Consider the following 20,750-nt stretch of genomic DNA (forward strand, 5'->3'; position numbering starts at 1 on the left):
CAGAAGGAACTCCTCTGCCGGATGTTTTTTAGCGTTTATTCACTTGTTCAACGAGTCGTTCGAATGAATCACTGATTGCTTGTGGCGCTTCCTTGTCCCCATACTCTGCGGCCTCTAACCAATCTGCATAAAGCCTGTGGTCCGTGAACTCGATTCGCTGCAACCAATCAGCCACCGTCTCCTCTCGATGACGTGGGTGATGCTGTTCTAACTTTCGTCCCGTCTCAAGAAGGCGAATCTGGCGAGGCGAGCGGACGATCCGCTTATCTGAGAGTGTCGGGTGGTGAATACTCCTAGGAATCATTCCATCTTCCTGGATGTCTTTTCGCTTCTGCAAGTAGAAGAACAATCCTACCCCAAGAAGCAAGATCATTACAAACACTCCAATATAGAACAGCGAGTTATTCGATGCGGACGCGAGCAATGTCTCTTGCGCCACTGTCTCCGCATCTAGGTTCGGGTTATCCGGTACGAGGAAGCGGTTTACGCGATCATTCGGGTCGAGTACGATTCCATCAAACCAGCTCCCAATCCACAAAAAGAATGGAGTGATCCAGGCGACGACATTACCAAACAATAGCTCTTTAATCGTACGAATGATGAGAGAGACAATCAGCCCGATGCCTAGGCCGACGGTCAACATCGTCACCATCCGCTTGTAGTCGCGACGGTAATACAGGTTTCGTTGCCAAATCAAAAAGATGAACGGAAAGAGCACCATCGCGAGCGATTGCGATGCCGGGGGGAATAGCCAGTCCGCCACCAAAAACAATACGCTCGCCATCGCGTAACGGTCCGTCCAATCCAACGTCCGTATGAAGGCATGAACGTATGTGAAAATCAAAAGCATGATGCTCATCTCATAAGAGAAATAAAGGGCACCGACGCTCAGGAACGTCTGTACAATCAGTTGTGTATTCCGAGGGAGACGAAGTGTCAATAAGAAGAGCAATGGAAACACGTGCCCGATGTAAAATGCTGCGAAGACCCACCATAACCATCTCATTGACCGTCACCCCCCAAGCGGAGAATCGACTGATTCCCACTGTATTTGGCGACCTTCCGCTCAAACAAGGAGCGAGCAAGCGGAAAATCACTCTCGGACAGACAAGCGAACGTCGTCATAATCTTCCGAAAATGTACCTCACCACTTCCCGGTTGAAGGTCATACGTGATTCCATCCTTCGTAAGCGTCGGGACAATCAGACCGTAACTCGCATTTTCTTTCTCGAAATCACGGCATAATGCGGCAGCTTGCGAGATGAGGCGCTCCATCTGATAGGTGAGGGCACGCCCATCCTTCGTCAACAAGTCGAGGACGATGACATATTCATTTGCTTGTACCGGTTGCTCGGTACGGGCCAGCAGTTCGCCCGTCTTCGCATAGGCAGACCAATATAGCTGTCGCATCGGTTGCCCATGATATGGAGTGACCGATTGGAACGTCTCCGGGTCACGATAGGCACTATGACGAACCATCTCCTCACCTGGGAGAGTAGGGGGACGTTTCGGAATCGGATAGGGCGAAAACTCTGGGAAGACATAGCCGATGCGTGGGAGTGAGTCCTCTTTATAGAGCGAGAACATGCGTAACGGGTCTCGAATTTCCATCCCGATAGCCTCTAGGCGGATAGGACCTCGCTTCTTCGCATGGAGCGGGATTGTGAAGTCGACAGTCGCATTCGTCTCGACAAAGTTCTCCTGCCGCCAAAACGCATGTCCTTCTGATTCCACGGTGGGATGCAAATAGCCGGATAGGCGGACAACGCCAAGCGGGACTTTTGCCGTCGACACAAGTTTCAAGACATAGACGGCCTCGTCATTCGGAAAGAGTTTCATCTCCTCAGTGAGGTCGACATGGATTTGTTCTGCCAATCGAAACATAAAAGATGGCATGACCAGTGCATAGAGACTGAATCCAATCAATAGACTGGCAATCAAGACGTTCCCATAAAGTGCCGTAAAGACCCCGACGACGAACAGGAGCCACATATAGCCGGACTCGAGATAGCGTGGGCTGACTAACTGCATCTTACACCTCTGAGGGGACCGGGATGGTCTCGAGTACAGATTTGATCAACTTTGACGGCTTCGTCTTCAGCGACGCTTCGACCGTCAAGACGATTCGATGCCCTAAAATCGGAAGCGCGAGTGCCCGAATATCTTCTGGTGAGACATAGTCGCGTCCTTCCATATAGGCATGAGCCCGAGCCGCCATCGTATACGCGAGCGTCGCACGTGGACTTGGTCCAACCTCGATGTCACGATGATGACGAAGTGACTCCATCAAATCCAGCAAGTAATCCTCCATCGCCTCGTGGAATCGGACATCTCGTACCTCTTGTTGCATCTTCAACAATTCGTCCTGTTGCAGAGAGAAAGATTCTGAAGCGAGGTGCTCATTGCGAATCAGTCGTCGTTCGGAATCTCGCGAGAGGGGAGCAAGTGTCAATTTGAATAAGAAACGGTCCAATTGAGCCTGCGGGAGCGGAAACGTCCCTTGTCCATCGAATGGGTTTTGAGTGGCAATCATAAAGAATGGTTCCGGTAGCTTGAGCGACACTTCCCCGAGTGTCACTTGACGTTCCTGCATCGCCTCAAGCAACGCAGATTGTGTACGTGGCGTCGTCCGGTTAATCTCATCGACAAGTAGAATCGATGTGAAAATCGGACCCGTCCGACGTTCGAACGCTCCGGTCGTCGGATTGAATAACTCCATTCCTAAAATATCACTTGGCAATGTATCCGGGGTACACTGTACACGCTGAAATGTCGCTGATATCGAACTTGCCAAACTACGGGCAAGTGTAGTCTTCCCCGTACCGGGACGGTCCTCGAGTAAAACGTGACCTCCTGATAGTAATGCAATCGAAGCGAGCTTGATGGCTTTCGATTGACCAATGACTTGATCATTCAAATGTGAAACCCATGGATGGTTCATTCAAAATCCCCCTATATTTTTCTGATAATTAAGAAAATCATAGCATAATCGGTTCAGGAGATGTATCAAAAATCCATTTCACTAAAAAAGACCGACCGGCATAAGCCAGTCAGTCAACGTTTTGGAGAATCCAAGTATCGTTCAAAATGACGTTCGAGCCATTCTTGGAAAAAGGACATGAACGTACAGATTGCCCAGTAGATCAACGCCACGACGATATACACTGTCATGTAGTCGAACTCTCGTCCACCGACGATCTTGGCCTTATTAAATATCTCAGGTACCGTGATCATCGCAGCGAGCGAACTCGCTTTAATCAGATCGAGAAAAACGTTCGAGAGCGGCGGAAGGGCGATCCGTGTCGCCTGCGGTAAGACGACCCCCTTCAATGTCAACCATTTCCCCATCCCGAGTGAACGAGCCGCCTCAACCTGTCCGTCATCGACCGCGCGAATCGAGGAGCGGATGATCTCAGCGATATAGGCGGCAGAATTCAGACTAAATCCGAGAATGGCTGCCGTCAAAGCGGCGAACTCGATTCCGATGAACGGGAATCCCGAATAGAGGATGAACAGAATGATCAAGATGGGGACTCCGCGCATGAACGAGATATAGAAAGTCGACGGATAGCGAAGGAGTCGTGTCGGAGACAACTTCCCGAGCGCCAACAAAAGACCAAGCAGGAGACCAAAAAACATGCTGATGAACGAGATCCAAAGCGTATTCGGTAACCCGCCCAACAGGTAAGGAAACGATTGGATCGCCAGGTCTACGTCAAAGATGGCGTCCCATTTGACATTTGAGAACGACATGACAACATTACTTCGTTTCGACGATTGTTGCGTCTACGTCAGGTTCTACCGAAACATCGGCACCATTATAGAATTGCTCAGATAGTTCTTTGACTGTACCATCTTCAAGCATTTCATCTAGTACACGGTCGATGTTCTCCTGGAGCTCGTCATTTTCTTTATCCATCAAAAATGCTACTTCTTGCGGGTTATAGGCGATATCCGGATGAATCGTGATATCGAACTCAGGGAAGAATGCAAGTGCCAACGTTTGAAGATAATAGTCGTTCAAGATGACATCGGTCCGTCCCGTTGAAACGTCGCGCAAGTACTGGTCGTTCGTGGCGTTGTCATAGATGACTTCTTCTGCTCCATACTTTCGAGCCACATCCATGAAGACAGTCGTCGCCTCACCAGCGGCTTTCTTGCCTTTCAAATCCTCGAGTGATTCAATTCCAGAGAGGTCGCTCTTGCGAACGATAGCAGTCCCGTAAGTGTATTTATACGGTTTTGAAAAGGCGAACTTCTCTTGACGGTCTTCTGTTACCGAGATATCATTTGCAGCGATGTCGATTTGACCGTTCTGAACACTCGTTAACATGTTGTCAAATGCCATTTCTTTGAACTCGATTTCGAGATCAAGGCGTTTGGCGACTTCTTTCATGAGTTCGACATCGAAACCTGTCAACGTATCGCTCTCTTCTTCACGGAAAGAAGCGGGGTAGAGGGTGCCGGCAGTTCCGACCGTCAATGTGCCTTCTTCTTGAATCTCTTCCCAGCGTGTCGTATCTGCTTGATTCGTGCTATCATCACCACAAGCGGCAAGAGGGATTGCTAAAAATAAAGTTGCTGCCAAACCTTTAGTCGTTCGTTTCACAAGAATTCCTCCTTAAGATGGTTCATCTGTCTAAAAATAGCATGACTTCAGCGGTCTAGCAACTGTGAAACATAGTTTAAACAGGTGAATTTAAAATTTGAAACGTTTATTCATAAAGCGTTATCATTCCGATGAATGCTAAATTCACAACAATGATACAGAAGTAAAATTAAATTGAGACAGAATCAATGAGCCTTATATTACATTCTGGAAAGTAAAATGAGATGAATGAAGAACTAATACGCAATAGAGGAGGCGGAGCGGATGAGTATGATTCGAATCAGAGCCCTAGATGAGGCGCATGTTCACATTGTGAATGATGCAAATGATCCTTTTCCAATCATCGGACGGATAGTTCCCAGTTACATAAACGGTCAATGGTCTTATGTTGAAGAGCTAGATGTCGTGACGAAAGAAACCTCATTTCCAGAAGACCGGATTGATTGGACGCAGTATATCGAACATGACAATCGAATCGTCTTTTTAGCGATGGACGCTGATGAATGTGTCGGACAAATCCGACTCGTGAAGGATTGGAGTCGCTTTGCATACATTGAAAATATCGCGATCCGTCAAACATATCGTAAGCGTGGGATTGGACAAATGTTGATCGAAACAGCCGAACAGTGGGCAAAAGAGAAACGGATGATTGGTTTGTCGCTTGAAGCTCAGAACGATAATCTCATTGCTTGTCGTTTCTATGAAAGACAGGGATTTCAACTTGGTGGCGTCGATTCAACAAAACAATATGCAAATCCACAAATTGAATTGACCTTGTACTGGTACAAGATTTTTAAGGAATAGGGAACTTCAGTCAGAGCAATTTTTTGCTCTATTTTTCACTAGTTTACATAACATATATTATCAGTAAAAATAATATCTCATCTCATTATCTTAGTATACTTATGATAGTGAGATGAGATTTGAATTTAAGACGTATGCGTATACCGGATCAATGTGACGCCATGTTCTGGTTCGAATTCGGCACTCGGTTCAAATCCAAGTTTCGTATACAGACGCTTCGCCGGTCCGTTATGCTTGCCCGTATGCACGTAAATCAACTTTCCTTTGTGAATGCTCAATATGTGTTCGAGTAACGTCGTCGCCAGTCTCGCCCGAAAGTATGTCGGGTCGATACATAGTTTCGTGATTTCAACAGTTTTCTCAGATGCTTCCACCGTGACAAACCCAATCAACCGCTCCTCGATATATAAGCCATAACTCGTGCCTGGTAAGTTTTGAATGACATCAATCGTCTCATAGCGCGCTGGGATTTCGTCAAACCCGAGCAGTTCCGCTTCGACCGCATAAGCGTTACGTTGAATCTCGAGCATCTGTTGGGCTTGCTCAAATTGATGAATGGCAACTTCTTTCAGCTGCATGGTGCAACCCTCCCGTTAACGGATAAACTTTCTCGCCTGCTTCCGTTTCGCCCGTTTCAACGCCAAATAGAGCCGGTGTGTCCCTTTGAGTGGCGGACCATGCCCTACGAAGGTAAGGAGTGGTGACAAGTCCACTAGGCGCTCCGCGCTCTCGACGGCAACGGACCGATTCCATGTCGCGAGTCCTGGTAATGGGAATAACGGCCGAACATCTCCCGCCACCGCTGCCCCTCCCTGAGTTTGAAAAGCGTCACCTGCAAATAATACCCGATTTACCTCGTCATAGTACGCAATCGACCCTGGTGTATGACCCGCTGCATCGAGGACACGTAAACCGAATAACCGCTCACCAATATCTAGTACCGCATCCGGTGTAGAACGAATCGTCGGCAAAGAACCACGAATCTTGTTCTGCTCTTCTTCCTCTAGCGACCGATCTCCCGATAAGAGGCGGGCATCACGTCGGGAGATGAAGAGTTCAGCGAGCGGATGTTCTGCTTTGATCGCGTCTACCCCACCGATATGATCCCCATGAGCATGCGTTAACAATATCGCGAGGAGTGGCTTGTCGAGTTCGGCGATATACGATAGGATATCGGTCGCGTTCCGCTTCAGCGCCGTGTCGATCAAGACGAGTCCGAGCTCATGCTCAAACAGTTGAACGTTGATTGGCAGTACGGGAGCGTAAAAGGTCAGTTGATGGATATGTCCATATCGTCTTACTTGCATCATTGAGCCTCCTAGTCGAATAAAGTGGTCCAGTCTTCTTCTTGCCAATGTGCGTCAAAGCACATATGAATCTGTTCGATCGTATTTCGGGCAAGGGAGAGCTCAGGTAAATCGTCTCGTTCAAAGAAACCGACGTCACTCGTCTCCACGCCGGCGCTCCCCTCCCCGTCACCAATCAGTGCACACTCGATGAAAAGTTTGTAATAATGCTCCGAGAGAGGTGGGTGTGGATGTTCATGCATATCGAACAAGGCGAGCAACCGTACTGGAATCACATCCAGGCCAGCCTCTTCCTCTACTTCTTTGATGATATTCGAGGCAGGAGAGCGATTCACTTCACAGAAACCGCCGGGTAAGGTCCACAACCCATCTGACCGCTCCTTCACGAGCAGGATTCGGTCATCTTTGAAGATGACGCCTCGCACATCAAGTTTCGGAGTCGGATAACCGTCCACATGAACGAGTTGTAAGATAGCCTCGTTCGATAAGTCCGAGTGCCGTTCATACATCTCTCTTACGATTTCTTGTAACTCTTCGTACCGTTCTCGGTCATATTGATCACGCGTGAACGTCAGACCGGCCTGAGACAGCGCCTGAATCCGTTTCGCCCACGTCAGCCATTGAGACATATAGATCCCCCTATCTTTTGTCCTACATGTCTTTTTCGGCAAATCGATGCATTCTTCCTTTTCATAACTCACATTCTCTGACATCAGTTTTCAATCACGTATACTAAAAGAAAATGGAGGTGAGATGTTGAGGATACGCTATGAATTAATCAGATTCAGAAAAGATCTCGCACGTTATACCATGTCCGACTTGCGATACAAGCATGCCCCGAGCATCTGGTCCATTGGACAAATGTTTGACCATCTCATTTTGGTCGCAGAGGAGTATTTAGAAGAGGCCGACCGCTGCCTACGTGGTGAGGGTGAACTCGGTGGAGAGAAGACGTCTTTTGGAGAAAAGTTGTTCGAACGGGGAGACTTTCCACCGATAAAAATCGAGCTCCCACCTGAGATGAATCAACCACCGAACAATACTGACTCGAAAGATCGATTGCGAGAACGCATGACCATCTTAATCTCAAAGATGGATACGTTGGAATCCCGTTTGAACGATGCAGATGACAATCGAAAGACGCTTCACGGTGGGTTCGGCTGGCTGAATGCGAGAGAATGGTTCAACCTCATCGAGATGCACACGCTGCACCATCGACGACAACAACACGATCTAGAGACATGGCTACGACAAAAAGACCTGTGAACGGCGAATCAGCCAAATCACAGGTCTTTTGATTAATCGAGATACACGTCCTCGATTTCACCGAACGAGTCTTCGTCAAAGACGAACGAGCCGTTGGCATAGCGATCGAGTAGCGTAAGGGTTTTTGTCTTTACTTGTTTTGCTTTTTCTTTTCCGACGATATGAAGCGTCTCATCCCCATGTACCGGAAGCACACGACGGATTTGGTGCGGTTTTGATTTGACCTCACGAATGAGCATCGTCCCCCGAAGGTTGCGGTTCGTACAGTCGAACTGGTCCTCGAGCTTCATCTTCTTGACCGCTCCCCGTTGCGTCACGAGAACGAATAATGGTGGCGTGAAGAAGGAGAAGGCATCGGCGACGAGGTCACCGTCTTTCAGGTTCATCGCCTTCACACCGGCTGCCCGCTGTCCGACGACAGGGACATCATCCTCTTTGAACCAGAGCCCGTATCCACGCTCTGAAACAAGGAACAACTGCCCTGGACCGTCACTGATCCCGGCGAAGACGACCTCGTCGTCACCTTTCAGCTTCAAGGCCATGAGTGGTTTCGATTTCCGCTGCGCGTCGTAGTCGCGTAACGGTGTACGTTTGACCATCCCGTCTTTCGTCACGAAGAGGCAATGGGCGTCCGTATCAAACGTCGAGACGACGTCTGCCGAGATAACCTGTTCCCCTTCAATCGGAACGAGGTTGGCCACGTGTTGTCCGGCATCCTTCCACTTCGATTCTGGAATCTGATGGATCGGGATGAGGAGGTAGCTGCCCTTGTTCGTCCAGACGAGCAAGTGGTCCGTCGTCATGGCTTGAGTCGTAAGGAGTGGACGATCCTTTTCTTTCATCTCCGGTAAAACGTCACTCGACGCTCCATACGAACGCATCGAGGCACGTTTGACGTACCCGTCACGGCTGACGAATACCATCGTCTCTTCGACAGCAATCATAACTTCCGTCTTCAGTTTTAATTCCTCAACTTCCGACTCGATGACCGAACGACGGTCATCTCCGAACTCGTCACGCAATGCCGTAAGTTCTTTCACGATCAACTTCCGTTTTGTCGCGTCCACGTCGAGGATGTTTGAGAGGCGGGCAATCTCTTTTTGGAGCGCCTTTGCTTCTTTTTGCAACTCGACGATGTCCGTATTCGTGAGTCGATACAATTGGAGCATGACGACGGCTTCGGCTTGTCGTTCCGTGAATGAGAACCGCTCCATCAGTTTCTTCTTCGCGTCCGCCTTGTCTTTGGCGGAACGGATCAATTCGAGTGTCTCATCGAGGACCGAGATGGCTTGTTCTAAGGCATCGACGATTTCAGCACGTTTCTTCGCCTGCTCGAGTTCGAACGTCGTCCTGCGCGTCACGACCTCTTCGACATGCTTCAAATAGGCATCGATGATTGGGATGATTCCCATCTGCTTCGGCGTCCGGTTCACGATCGAGACCATATTATAGTTATAGGCGAGTTGCAAGTCCGTATGCTTCAAAAAGAAGTGAAGCACACCTTCTGCGTCGGCCTCTTTCTTCAATTCGATGACGACCCGAAGTCCCGTCCGATCTGTTTCGTCACGGACTTCTGCGACGCCTTCGACCTTTTTATCGAGGCGGAGCTCTTCCATTTTTTTGACGAGGTTCGCCTTATTCACTTCATACGGAAGTTCTGTGATCGTGATCTGTTCACGGCCACCTTTTAATTGCTCAATCTCGGACTTCGCCCGGATGATGACCTTCCCTTTACCGGTCTCGAACGCCTTTAGGATACCGTCTTTACCCATGACCGTCCCCCCGGTCGGGAAGTCAGGACCTGTGACATACTCGAGCGCATCTTTAGCGATATCGACCTGGCCATTCAAACGTGCGATGGCAAGGTTGAGGACTTCTGTCAAATTATGCGGTGGGATCTCCGTCGCATAACCGGCTGAAATCCCTGTCGTTCCGTTCATGAGCAGGTTCGGGAGGAGCGACGGCAAGACGAGCGGTTCTTCCGTTGAATCGTCAAAGTTCGGCGTGTAATCGACCGTATTCTTCGCAATTGACGTCAACATGACACCCGCAATCTTCGAGAGACGGGCTTCCGTGTAACGCATGGCCGCCGCCGGGTCACCATCCATCGATCCGTTGTTCCCATGCATGTCGATGAGCGGATACCGGAGTTTCCAATCTTGCGAGAGACGTACCATCGCCTCATAGACGGACGAGTCACCGTGCGGGTGATAGTTCCCGATGACGTTCCCGACCGTCTTCGCAGACTTCCGATACGGCTTATCGTTCGTATTCCCCTCGTGGTGCATCGCATATAGAATCCGGCGCTGTACAGGCTTGAGTCCGTCACGTGCGTCCGGTAAGGCGCGGTCTTGGATGATATATTTTGAGTAACGCCCGAACCGGTCTCCAACGACCTGTTCGAGAGATAGGTTTAAAATGTGTTGAATCGTCGACATTGTTACATCACTTCCTCAATCGCTTTAGTCACATGTTCATTGGCGATGATCGAATCATCTTCCTGGAGTCCGAAGGCGACGTTCTCCTCAATCCATTCACGACGGTGCGTGACATTGTCGCCCATCAGGACAGACACACGCTTATCCGCAACGGCCGCATCGTCGACTGTGACACGGATGAGTGTACGAGTGTCCGGGTTCATCGTCGTCTCCCATAACTGGTCCGCGTTCATCTCGCCAAGACCTTTGTAGCGTTGGAGGATATAGCCTTTCTTATACACTTTGACGAGCTTCTCGAGTGCCTCTTCGTCCCAGGCATAGTCGAACTGTTCGGACTTGCCCTTCCCTTTTGAGATGCGATAGAGCGGTGGCAAGGCAACGAACACGCGGCCTGCCTCGACGAGCGGTCGCATATAACGGAAGAAGAACGTGAGGAGGAGCACCTGGATGTGTGCACCGTCCGTGTCGGCATCCGTCATGATGATGACCTTGTCGAAGTTGCAGTCGTCCAAATCAAAATCGTGACCGACCCCGGCGCCGATTGCATGGATGATCGTGTTGATCTCTTCGTTTTTCATGATGTCCTGGAGTTTCGACTTCTCCGAGTTGATGACCTTCCCGCGCAACGGCAGGATAGCCTGGAACGTACGGTCCCGCCCTTGTTTGGCTGAACCACCGGCCGAGTCACCCTCGACGAGAAAGAGCTCGTTCTTAGCTGCATTCTTTGACGTCGCAGGCGTCAATTTTCCGTTCAAGATGCTCGAACGTTTCTTTTTCTTCCCGTTACGGGCCTCTTCCCGTGCCTTGCGGGCCGCCTCGCGAGCCTGTGCCGCACGAATCGCCTTCTTGATGAGCATCGTTGCCATCTGAGGGTTCTCTTCTAGGAAGATCGTCAACTGTTTCGCCATGACGCTGTCAGCGCTCGCACGTGCCTCCGGTGACCCGAGTTTCGACTTCGTCTGCCCCTCGAACTGGAGGAATTCCTCCGGGATCCGGACCGACACGATGAGCGTGAGTCCCTCACGGACGTCGCCGCCGTCGAGATTTTTATCTTTCTCTTTGAGTAAACCGTTCTTCCGTGCATATTCGTTCATGATTCGGGTCATCGCCGTCTTGGCACCGACCTCGTGCGTTCCACCATCGCGTGTCCGGACGTTGTTGACGAACGAGAGCACATTTTCGGAATAGGCGTCCGTGAACTGAAACGCGAGTTCGATCTCGATCTCATTCTCGACCCCTTCGAAATAGACGATTGGGTGGAGTGTCGCCTTATCGTCGTTCAAGTATTGGACGAACTCGGCAATCCCTTCCTCGTAATGGAACGTCTCTTGCTTCTCCGTACGCTCATCAGTGAGCGTGATCGTCAATCCTTTTAAGAGGAAAGCCGATTCACGGAGGCGTTCGGCGAGCGTGTCATAGTTATACGTCGTCGTTGAGAAGATGGTCGCATCCGGTTTGAAATAGACACTCGTGCCGGTTTGGCGTGTCTTGCCTGTCTCAATCAGTGTCGTTTGAGGCACACCGCCGTCTGCAAAGGTCTGTTCGAACACTTTTCCGTCACGATAAATCGTCACGACGACCTTGCTTGATAGGGCGTTGACGACCGAAGCACCGACGCCGTGGAGTCCACCAGACGTCTTGTATCCGCCTTGTCCGAACTTTCCTCCAGCGTGAAGGACCGTAAAAATGACTTCTGGGGTAGGCTTTCCAGAGGCGTGCATTCCTGTCGGCATCCCGCGGCCGTGGTCACGGACCGTGATGGCATCGTCCTTATGAATCGTCACATCGATTTGACCGCCGAACCCGGCGAGCGCCTCATCGATCGCATTGTCGACAATCTCATAGACGAGATGGTGAAGTCCGCGATGGTCGGTTGACCCGATGTACATCCCCGGTCGTTTCCGCACGGCCGTGAGTCCTTCGAGCACCTGGATGGCGTCTTCATTGTAATTAAATAGATCTGTTGACATAGCAGTCACCTCAATTTCGAACACACGTTCGTTTTTCTTTCCTATTGTATAGCTGTTCATCGATTCTGGCAAGCCTCCCTTGTCAGCAATCGCTGAAAAAAAGGAGACCTACCAAGGAGGTAGGTCTTATCCGAGTAGACGAGCATGCTCCACGTACAGGCAGCGGTTCTCGATATAATCGAGCCCGGCGTCACGCACGATTTGCTCCGCCTCAATACTTGAGAGACCGAGCTGGTTGAAGACGAGCCCGACATCCCCATGTCGTACCGCATCTTCCGCGACGCCCGCTAAAAATTCGCTGCGACGGAACACGTCGACGATATCGATTCTACCCGGGATGCTCTCGACGGACGGATACGCCTTACGGCCGTTCCACTCCTCGAGCATCGGGTTGACAGGGATGACGGTATACCCGACACGAAGCAAATACTCCGCAATCTGGTTGGCCGTCTTGTTCGGGTTGTCGGACACACCGACGACCGCGATGGTCTTCGCTTCAGACAAAAGTTGCTTCAAACGCTGATCATCCATCCAAAATCCCCCTTTGGTTTACGTTTACAGTGTAACGTTACCTTCCTTCCTGTTTCAAGTCTTATTTTCATCATAAGGTATAATGACTCAACATTACAATTTCAAGACAAACCAATATGGTTTACATAACAAATTATTGTCTACCATTTATTTTGCTATAAAATCAATCAGTCGATTAACCACTCGATTGAGATACAATCACGCAATTCATGTACATTGCGTGAAATATCTATTTCACGCAATAATACATACGAGATAAGAGCGTTTTTTGAATCCGTTTTTCGGACATTTATATAAATTTGTTCATTGTTTCGTTATACTAAAAGAAAGGAGGTGTGCGATGGGAACAACCTATGAAACTCGTCGAGGAACACTATATAATGAACGTATTACTTTTTACGGCAACGTTATCGCCTGGTTGGTTCACTTCCTATTTTGCATCTTGTTTTATCGTCTGGATTTGACTCTCTTATTCCTATCAAATGGCTTGAGTGTAATCTATTACACGATTTCATTCTACTTTGTACATAGACGGTGGTACGGCATCTTCTTTACCGGACTTTTTATCGAAGTCGTTTACAACGCCGTCATCTCGACCGTCATTCTCGGTTGGGAGATCAACATGCATTATTTCATCCTCATGATGGCCTATGGTGTCTTTTTCATGCCAAGCGTATCAAGAGGCCAACGCATCTTCACCACGGCCATTGCCATGCTGATTTATAGCCTTCTATTCATCTATGTATCTGACGGCATCGAGACCTTACCGATACAGATAGAACAAGCGCTCGGACTCTTTTGTATCCTATCGACCGTGATGATGATTGCAGGGCTCTCCTTTATCTTTGAGTCAGCCGTTGTCGAAGTGACAGATGAACTCGAACAATCTAATGAGCGGTTGCAAATTCTCGCCTCGACGGATGGATTGACCGGACTATTGAACCGAAAAGTCGGGCATGAACAGGTTTCCGTAGCAATCGACAAAGCCGCTCATGAAGGCGTTCCATACGCACTCGTCCTCGGTGACATTGATCGATTCAAATCATTTAACGAGACTTACGGACATGATTGTGGGGACCGGGTGCTACAACAAGTCGCCAGCATCCTATCCGACGTCGACGGCATTGTAGTCCGATGGGGAGGCGAGGAATTCCTGATTTTCTTTTCGAGTCCATGCGATAACTTCCTTACAATCGCCGAACAATTGAGACAGCAAATCGAATCGATTCCTCTCTATTACGCAGGGGAACGACTTCATGTCACAATGACATTCGGACTTGCGGTTCGTACTGGTCACGATACGGTTGAAGAGATTATAAAAGAGGCAGATGACTTCCTTCGTGAAGGGAAGCGCAACGGAAAGAATCAAGTGAGAACAACATGAAGAAAGGGGCATTCCATGAGTATTTTCGGTCAACTTGGACAGCGGCAGACACCGACGACGACGAAACGCTTCGAGTTGAACGGGTTGCACCGACTACCCGCATTCATCCAACAGTTTTTTCATCATTTAGCAGCAAAGCACTACTCCAAACAGACGGCCCAACGCTATGTGTATGATGTTTTAGATTTCTTTCGTTGGGTCGAGCGCGTGACCGGTACCGAGTTAGAGTCTGAAACGATTGACTTGGCATCATTCACAGAGATTGACCATGCCGGTGCAGAAGCGTATGCGACTTATCTTGCCCTCGATCTCGAAAACGCTCCAAGCGTCATCAATCGGAAGCTTTCAACGTTACAGTCACTCTTCAATTACTTAATCGAGACCAATCAAGCGACGGTGAATCCCTTTCAAACCGTGGAACGTCCGAAGCGCGGCAAACGGAATCCCGTTTATTTGACGGAATCGGAATGGCTCGATTTCTCGACGCTTGTACGTAGCAACGTCGGCATGACGAATCGCGAGGCGAGTTGGTACGAACTGAATCGTGCACGTGACTTTTTAATCATACAGTTACTCGGACTAACAGGTATGCGCGTATCCGAGCTTGTCGGACTCAATTGGTCCGATATCAATCTCGAGACCGGGACGATTCGGGTCATCGGTAAAGGGAACAAGGAACGATTGATCCCAATTGCAGGGCCACTTCTTCCGCTCCTCTCTGAATATCGCCACGCGTCGAGCGAAGGTGCGGTGTTCCAAAATGAGAAGGGAAATCGAATCGCTGTACGAACGGTTCAACATATGTTGAAATGTCATATTGACCGTTTGAAGCCTTACCTACCGTTCTTGAGCTATAAGCAGGTGACGCCGCATAAGTTGCGTCACACCTTCGCCTCACGTCTCGCGATGGGTGGGGTCGATGTGCTCACGATTCAGCAGCTTCTCGGACATGAATCTGTAGCAACGACACAAGTCTATGCCCATATCGGAGACGAACGGAAAAAACACGCAATATCAGGTTTACAGTAATATGTTATGTAAACTATATATCCAAATATAACCACCACCTATATGATGGGTGGTGGTTATATTTATATACTAGACATTGACAATATCAATATGGCATCATCGATGACCATAAAATAGGCATTGTCATATGCGAAACGTTCTTCAGATTTCAAATCGAAGATCACGACACCGCTCGATAGCCCTTCCGTATATTCATGGACGAGATAGCGGTGACCGATGACGCGTTCGAACGGTTCCGCGTCGATATAACGCGCACCGGTTGCGAGGTCAATGACTTCTGAGTGCATATCCGTCTCATCAACTTTGATGAAAATCGACGAACTTATATCGTCGTAAGTGAAATCAATCGGTTCATAAGCACCCCAATCGACGACCGATACTTCATGCAAGACATCGGGAGCCGTCAAATCATAGATGACCTCCTCATTCAACGCGTCAACAAACGCGGAGAATCGAAGCGTCCCTTCATTTTCTCCTAGATATTGGACCGTGTCCCCTTCCCCTTGGAGACGGAGAATATCATCGAATGGCAATTCATCCCGTTGATCCCATATCGCCTCGACCGCCTCTTCGAGTGGGCAAATCAAGAGTGCCTCGGAATGGTCAATCGGGTCGTCAGGAGAGATGCGCCCATCATCGAGTGCATTGTAATAGTCAAACTCATCGAGTCTTGCGTTGCAGACGATGTACGGAACACCATCAAATGTGGTCGTGAACAAATACAATTCTCGGAAACGTTCCGTCTTACCGACGAGACGCTCATCCCGAATACGCTCCCGTTGATTGGTCACCCGATCAAAGAGCCACGCCTCATCCGATGATTCAAACGCCGTCAAAAAGAGGAAGTAACGATGATCCAGTACCCAGAACAATGTGCTATTTCCACGCTTCTCAAACGTCGTGACCACTTCTTCGGTGCCCGCCTTATAGGAGAAGGCGATCAGTTCTGTCTTGACCACCCCTTCACCGTCCGGGACCTCATTTATAAAGTAGACGATGTCTCCATCGACGAATAGCTTAGGATAACCGTAATCCGCGTACTCCCTCCGGTTCAATTGTGTAATCACGCCATCCTCTTCGTCAAAGCGATAGAGCGAGAATGTCGTGCGATCTCTCTTCTCTCGATAGTAGACCGAGGTAGGGGTAACGGCGATCACATCTTCATGATCGATTGGCACGGCTCGTGCGTCAACGATTCTCATAAAGCACCTCTCTCTTGTCCGGATTCAGCGGGTTCGACTGTAACAAGCCCAGGTGGTCGTTTCGGGAACGTGATCCGTAGATGAGCATATTCGATCACATCCTTATGCGGATGGTTCTTGTCAATCCAGCGAATCCGTTGTTGATTCGCGAGGGCATACCCGATCTTTTCTTCCATTTGGAATTTGGAGATGTCACGAAACGCGACTTCTTGAATGTATGTTTCCTCATCGGTTTCAAACTGTTGCCAGATCCCCATGATCAATTGGCCGAGGGCTGAGACACGCCGTTCAGGGAGCGTGATCGTCCCTAGTGTTCGACTCACTTCCTTCAGACACTCGTTCGGGTCGTCCGAGACGGCAAATAGTCGTTTTGCCGTGTTGTTCATGACGCGATAGCGACGTTTCCCACTTTCAAGCCTGAGCACCTGCGCGTACGGTTCAACCGGTACACCATGAAAAAATGTTTCCGTTCCACCCCATGCGAATCCAAACGACGGATCAAACTTCCGGATTGTCTGCATGAAGGACATCATAAAGTCCTCGACTTCTCGTCTTTCGAGTCGAAGCCATTCGGCCAGGGCGGGGGTTCCTTTCTCTTTCGAAATCCGATTCACCGGGAAGAAGAGCTCACCATCCGATAGACGATGAGGTTTCAATTCAACACCGTCAGCACGATAATCGGTCGACGGCCTTCCCCCTCTCCCCGCGTAGATGACCCACTCATCGTCTGTGCTTTCGATGGCATAGGCTTGATGTGCCCACGGTGGCGTCACATATAAGGCGGGATACTCCTCGAAGGTGTCGAGGTGAATGTACGAACGGTCATTCCAAAGGTGGGCGACGAGGCGTACGACCTCCCCTGTCTCCGAATCTTTTGGGGCGATGTAATTTCCGGTATCTCCGATGAACGTCAAAATGTGAAAACCATACCCGTTATACAGGTGACGCACAATTCGTTCAAAGACGGCGGTCACCATGCGTTCAAATAACGGATGGTCTTCATTCCGATTGAGCGTTGGCGAATCGACCGTACACATGAGCCAACCCATCCGCTCATATAGACGAACTCGGAGCGGATAAGAGATCAACGGAGAAGAACTCGCATGAATCTCAGTCAAGCGGATATTGGACATGTTTTCGACTTGCAAGGTGAAGCCGCTACGCCTTAACTGTTCCTCCATCTTTTTCTTCCAGTTGATCGTCTCCATCCCATCCACTCACTTTCTTTCATCATCTCATTGTGAATTTTTCCCGATTCTCGTTTTACACAAACGCTTTTCGCTTCATTTGCGCGCTCAGCCGATGAATCGCCTCGTCCAACAGTTCACGACGAGTCCCGATATTCATCCGTTCGAACGCTTCACCTTGAGGACCGAACGGACCACCCGGTGACAAGAAGATCCGAACCTCATGATGAAGCCATGACTTCCGCTCCTCGGCAGACATCGGTAACTCCGAGAAATCGAGCCAAAGCAGATAACTCGCTTCCGGACGGGTCGTATGGAGCATCGGAAGGTTTGATTCGATGGAATCGATCACGTCATTCATTTGCTGCTCCAATTCTTCTCGCAACTGGTCGAGCCAACGTTCCGCGCGGTTATCGGTATACGCGGCGATGATAGCCGTGTTCGCGAACGGTGTCGGGAGCACATGATGTTTGTTCTGTACTTTCGTGATTTGCTTCCGCCACTCATCGACCGGACAAATGATGTAGGACGCAAATAATCCGGCGATGTTAAATGCTTTTGAGGGCGCACTTACCGTGATGATACGCGAGTCGAGTGTGCCGATTGCGGTATGTTTATGAGACGGGAATGTCAAATCTGCATGAATCTCGTCAGCGACGACAATCACCTCATATTGATCCGCGAGTGCTACGACCTTTTCTAGTTCCGCTCTCGTCCAGACACGCCCAACTGGATTATGTGGGGAACAGAGTAGGAAGAGTTTCGCTTGTTTCATCGCTTCCTCGAGTGCGACAAAATCCATCTCGTAGCGCTCGTCAATTTTTTTCAACGGGGCATCGAACACTTGTCGCTTGGAACCGACAACGAGTTCGTGGAATGGTGGATAGACAGGTGACTGGATGACGACGCCATCTCCGACTTCAGTCAACGCCTCGACGATATGCGTCAACGCAGGCACGACACCGCTAGAGAATAACACATGGTTCGGGTCAACAATTAAATCGTGACGTCGGCCGTACCAATCGCTCACCGCTGTTTGCGCTTCAGCTGCGAACAATGTATACCCGAATTCCCCTTGAGCGGCTTTTATAGCGAGCGCCTCGGAGATGGACGGTGCAGTACGGATGTCGATATCCGCTACCCATAGCGGTAACACATCTTCTGACAAATGGAACCATCGCTCCAACCCATCCCACTTCACTGAATTCGTACCTTTACGTTCAAGTTGTTGTTGTAAAATTGATTTCATGTTCATCCCTCCTACTCTTACTGTATCAAAGTTGATTCGACTACGTGCCAAAAAAAGCATGGCAGTTTTTTGCCGACTTCGTTATACTCTATCGAGATAAGAAAGGAGGCACATCAATGCGTGTTACCGTCATTCGAAACAAACGAAGAAAAAGAGCTGCCTTTTATGTCACACCGGAAGGAATCGAACTCCGAGTCCCGGCTCGATTGCCAAAACGTCTCGTCGACCGCGCACTAGAAGAGCACGACACATGGATTCGTGAGACGTTGCAGAATCTTCCTCAACAGATGTCCGTTCTTGATCGCGGACTTGTGCTTCACGGAGAGCATTACCCGGTCAGAAGAGACAGCGGGCGGACGCTTCGGCATGACGGCACGTCTTTTTGGGTTCCGGAAGCATGGGACGACGCTACACTCTGGAAACAGTATGAGATTTGGCTTCGTGAACGTGCCTTACACTATGCGATCGAGCGGGCACCAATTTATGAAAAGATCTTAGGCGTTAAAGCGAAAAAGATTCGTATCGGTCACCAAAAGACACGCTGGGGATCATGTAGTTCGAACGGAACCATCTCCATCAATGTCCGCCTCATGCTGGCGCCAAAAGAGATGATGGACTACGTCATCGCCCACGAATGGGTGCATCTCGTTCACTTCGATCACTCCCCTTCTTTTTGGAGAACTTTACAAACGATCTATCCGAACACCGCTACAGCGAAAGATTGGTTGAAACGACAAGGACATACGTTACGACTCAAAAAAACCGACTGACCCCGTGTAGGGTCAATCGGTTCACAGGTTGGATGTAAATGTGTCGGCCGTATCATGTAGCTCGGCTGCTGCCTGCTCGAACGTATGGAATCGCTCCATCGTCTGTTCCATCGTTTTTGCACTTAACTGAATCTCTTGATTGGACGCAGTGACACCTTCTACAATTTTCCGAAGCTCGACGTTCATCCCTTCCGTGTTCGAGTTGACGTCGATGACCGCACGTTCAACCATACGGGAGAGGTTGCGGACCTCAGTCGCAACCACATTAAATCCAAGCCCGTGTTCACCTGCTCGTGCCGCTTCGATGGCAGCATTCAGGGACAACAGATTCGTTTGTGCGGCAATCTCTTTGATCGACGAGGCAATTTTCGCGATGTCATCGGCTTGACGACGCAAGTTCTGAAGGGCATGGAGGTTGTCCGCGGCATCTTTCGCAAGCTTTTCAATCGTTTCATTCAATACTTTCGTATCTTGCATGCCTGTCTTCGCCCGTTCGTCGAGCACATCGGTCATCGATTTAAAGCGATACGCATAATCCTCAATCACTTGTTGCCGTGCGGTGATGTCCGATGCGATCTTGACGACACCGACGACATCATCTCCTTCAAAAATCGGCATATACGTCGCCTCGAGCCAAATGGTTTCCCCTTTTGCATTCTCGCGCTCCACTTTATCCGAGAAACTGAAACCATTCCATAATTTCTCCCAAAATGCCGAATACTCTGGACTATTGACAAAGGAAGAAGGGCAGAACAAGTGATGCTGCATGCCAATCATCTCCTCGCGTCTGTATTTCATTGCTTTCGCGAACGTGTCGTTCACATCGACGACCCGGCGTTGACGGTCGAATCGAATCATCGCCATATTCGTTTCAATGGATTGAAAAACGTCCTCAGATTGAATTCCTTTTTGGTTCAAAGTACTCATTATAGATAGCAACCTTTCTTATTCCTAGGATGTTCGTACTAAATCGTGAATTTCAGTGTAACGTATCCCATAACATT

At 49.3% G+C, this 20,750-nt stretch carries 20 protein-coding genes; 5 read left to right on the plus strand and 15 right to left on the minus strand.

Annotated elements, in window-relative coordinates:
• Positions 1–28: 28 nt before the first annotated feature.
• From Q9R25_RS03950 to Q9R25_RS03970, 5 genes are all read right to left on the minus strand, one after another.
• A complete protein-coding gene (locus Q9R25_RS03950) occupies positions 29–1,006 on the minus strand; it encodes a hypothetical protein (protein WP_214690897.1) in 978 nt (325 codons plus the stop codon).
• Positions 1,003–2,031: a DUF58 domain-containing protein gene (locus Q9R25_RS03955; RefSeq protein WP_012726320.1), complete on the minus strand. Its 1,029-nt coding sequence runs from the start codon at positions 2,029–2,031 to the stop codon at positions 1,003–1,005. The genes Q9R25_RS03950 and Q9R25_RS03955 overlap by 4 nt, the downstream gene beginning before the upstream one ends.
• A 1-nt stretch (position 2,032) precedes the next feature.
• A complete protein-coding gene (locus Q9R25_RS03960; protein ID WP_012726321.1) occupies positions 2,033–2,941 on the minus strand; it encodes an AAA family ATPase in 909 nt (302 codons plus the stop codon).
• Positions 2,942–3,054: 113 nt separating this feature from the next.
• The gene (locus Q9R25_RS03965) at positions 3,055–3,753 is read right to left on the minus strand and encodes an amino acid ABC transporter permease (RefSeq protein ID WP_311282818.1); all 699 of its coding nucleotides are present in this window, start codon (positions 3,751–3,753) and stop codon (positions 3,055–3,057) included.
• A gap of 7 nt (positions 3,754–3,760) precedes the next feature.
• Positions 3,761–4,609 carry a transporter substrate-binding domain-containing protein gene (locus tag Q9R25_RS03970; RefSeq protein ID WP_215243926.1) on the minus strand — a complete coding sequence of 283 codons (849 nt, stop codon included), beginning with the start codon at positions 4,607–4,609 and terminating at the stop codon, positions 3,761–3,763.
• 264 nt (positions 4,610–4,873) lie between these two features.
• Here Q9R25_RS03970 and Q9R25_RS03975 point away from each other — a divergent pair, with 264 nt between their 5' ends.
• Positions 4,874–5,413 carry a GNAT family N-acetyltransferase gene (locus tag Q9R25_RS03975; protein WP_159562319.1) on the plus strand — a complete coding sequence of 180 codons (540 nt, stop codon included), beginning with the start codon at positions 4,874–4,876 and terminating at the stop codon, positions 5,411–5,413.
• Between the two features lie 125 nt (positions 5,414–5,538).
• On the opposite strand, the gene Q9R25_RS03980 is transcribed toward Q9R25_RS03975, so the two are convergent.
• The 3 genes from Q9R25_RS03980 to Q9R25_RS03990 are packed head-to-tail and all read right to left on the minus strand — an operon-like array spanning position 5,539 to position 7,349.
• Positions 5,539–5,991 (minus strand): GNAT family N-acetyltransferase, encoded by a 453-nt coding sequence (locus tag Q9R25_RS03980; RefSeq protein WP_012726325.1) that lies wholly within the window; start codon positions 5,989–5,991, stop codon positions 5,539–5,541.
• Positions 5,992–6,006: 15 nt separating this feature from the next.
• Positions 6,007–6,720, minus strand: a complete 714-nt coding sequence (locus Q9R25_RS03985; protein WP_311282819.1) for an MBL fold metallo-hydrolase — start codon at positions 6,718–6,720, stop codon at positions 6,007–6,009.
• A gap of 11 nt (positions 6,721–6,731) precedes the next feature.
• On the minus strand, positions 6,732–7,349 hold the full coding sequence (locus Q9R25_RS03990; RefSeq protein ID WP_159562321.1) for an NUDIX hydrolase: 618 nt from the start codon (positions 7,347–7,349) through the stop codon (positions 6,732–6,734).
• A 124-nt stretch (positions 7,350–7,473) separates the two neighbouring features.
• Between Q9R25_RS03990 and Q9R25_RS03995 the strand changes: the two genes are divergently transcribed.
• The gene (locus Q9R25_RS03995; protein ID WP_196430737.1) at positions 7,474–7,986 is read left to right on the plus strand and encodes a DinB family protein; all 513 of its coding nucleotides are present in this window, start codon (positions 7,474–7,476) and stop codon (positions 7,984–7,986) included.
• Positions 7,987–8,018: 32 nt separating this feature from the next.
• Here Q9R25_RS03995 and parC read toward each other — a convergent pair whose 3' ends face one another.
• The 3 genes from parC to Q9R25_RS04010 all read right to left on the minus strand — a co-directional run bounded on the left by parC (position 8,019) and on the right by Q9R25_RS04010 (position 12,925).
• Positions 8,019–10,424: a DNA topoisomerase IV subunit A gene (parC, locus tag Q9R25_RS04000; protein ID WP_214690891.1), complete on the minus strand. Its 2,406-nt coding sequence runs from the start codon at positions 10,422–10,424 to the stop codon at positions 8,019–8,021.
• Positions 10,425–10,426: 2 nt separating this feature from the next.
• Positions 10,427–12,394 (minus strand): DNA topoisomerase IV subunit B, encoded by a 1,968-nt coding sequence (gene parE, locus Q9R25_RS04005; RefSeq protein WP_074037925.1) that lies wholly within the window; start codon positions 12,392–12,394, stop codon positions 10,427–10,429.
• Between the two features lie 126 nt (positions 12,395–12,520).
• Positions 12,521–12,925, minus strand: a complete 405-nt coding sequence (locus Q9R25_RS04010) for a CoA-binding protein (RefSeq protein WP_311282820.1) — start codon at positions 12,923–12,925, stop codon at positions 12,521–12,523.
• A 340-nt stretch (positions 12,926–13,265) separates the two neighbouring features.
• On the opposite strand from Q9R25_RS04010, the gene Q9R25_RS04015 reads away from it, so the two are divergent.
• Together Q9R25_RS04015 and Q9R25_RS04020 are read left to right on the plus strand one after the other, a co-directional pair.
• Positions 13,266–14,309 carry a GGDEF domain-containing protein gene (locus tag Q9R25_RS04015; protein WP_311282821.1) on the plus strand — a complete coding sequence of 348 codons (1,044 nt, stop codon included), beginning with the start codon at positions 13,266–13,268 and terminating at the stop codon, positions 14,307–14,309.
• A 15-nt stretch (positions 14,310–14,324) separates the two neighbouring features.
• Positions 14,325–15,338 carry a tyrosine-type recombinase/integrase gene (locus Q9R25_RS04020; protein ID WP_311282822.1) on the plus strand — a complete coding sequence of 338 codons (1,014 nt, stop codon included), beginning with the start codon at positions 14,325–14,327 and terminating at the stop codon, positions 15,336–15,338.
• A gap of 62 nt (positions 15,339–15,400) precedes the next feature.
• Here the strand turns inward: Q9R25_RS04020 and Q9R25_RS04025 are convergent, their stop codons facing one another.
• The 3 genes from Q9R25_RS04025 to Q9R25_RS04035 are packed head-to-tail and all read right to left on the minus strand — an operon-like array spanning position 15,401 to position 18,976.
• Positions 15,401–16,540, minus strand: a complete 1,140-nt coding sequence (locus Q9R25_RS04025; protein ID WP_311282823.1) for a hypothetical protein — start codon at positions 16,538–16,540, stop codon at positions 15,401–15,403.
• Positions 16,537–17,748, minus strand: a complete 1,212-nt coding sequence (locus Q9R25_RS04030; protein WP_311282824.1) for a hypothetical protein — start codon at positions 17,746–17,748, stop codon at positions 16,537–16,539. Before Q9R25_RS04030 ends, Q9R25_RS04025 begins: the two co-directional genes overlap by 4 nt.
• Positions 17,749–17,803: 55 nt before the next feature.
• Complete coding sequence (locus tag Q9R25_RS04035; protein WP_215243920.1) at positions 17,804–18,976, minus strand: MalY/PatB family protein; 1,173 nt, start codon at positions 18,974–18,976, stop codon at positions 17,804–17,806.
• A 116-nt stretch (positions 18,977–19,092) separates the two neighbouring features.
• On the opposite strand from Q9R25_RS04035, the gene Q9R25_RS04040 reads away from it, so the two are divergent.
• A complete protein-coding gene (locus tag Q9R25_RS04040) occupies positions 19,093–19,746 on the plus strand; it encodes a M48 family metallopeptidase (protein WP_215243919.1) in 654 nt (217 codons plus the stop codon).
• Positions 19,747–19,767: 21 nt separating this feature from the next.
• Here the strand turns inward: Q9R25_RS04040 and Q9R25_RS04045 are convergent, their stop codons facing one another.
• Complete coding sequence (locus Q9R25_RS04045) at positions 19,768–20,673, minus strand: methyl-accepting chemotaxis protein (RefSeq protein WP_311282825.1); 906 nt, start codon at positions 20,671–20,673, stop codon at positions 19,768–19,770.
• Positions 20,674–20,750 lie beyond the last annotated feature (77 nt).

Source organism: Exiguobacterium sp. BG5(2022), assembly GCF_031844365.1.
GTDB classification, from domain to species: Bacteria; Bacillota; Bacilli; order Exiguobacteriales; family Exiguobacteriaceae; genus Exiguobacterium; species Exiguobacterium profundum.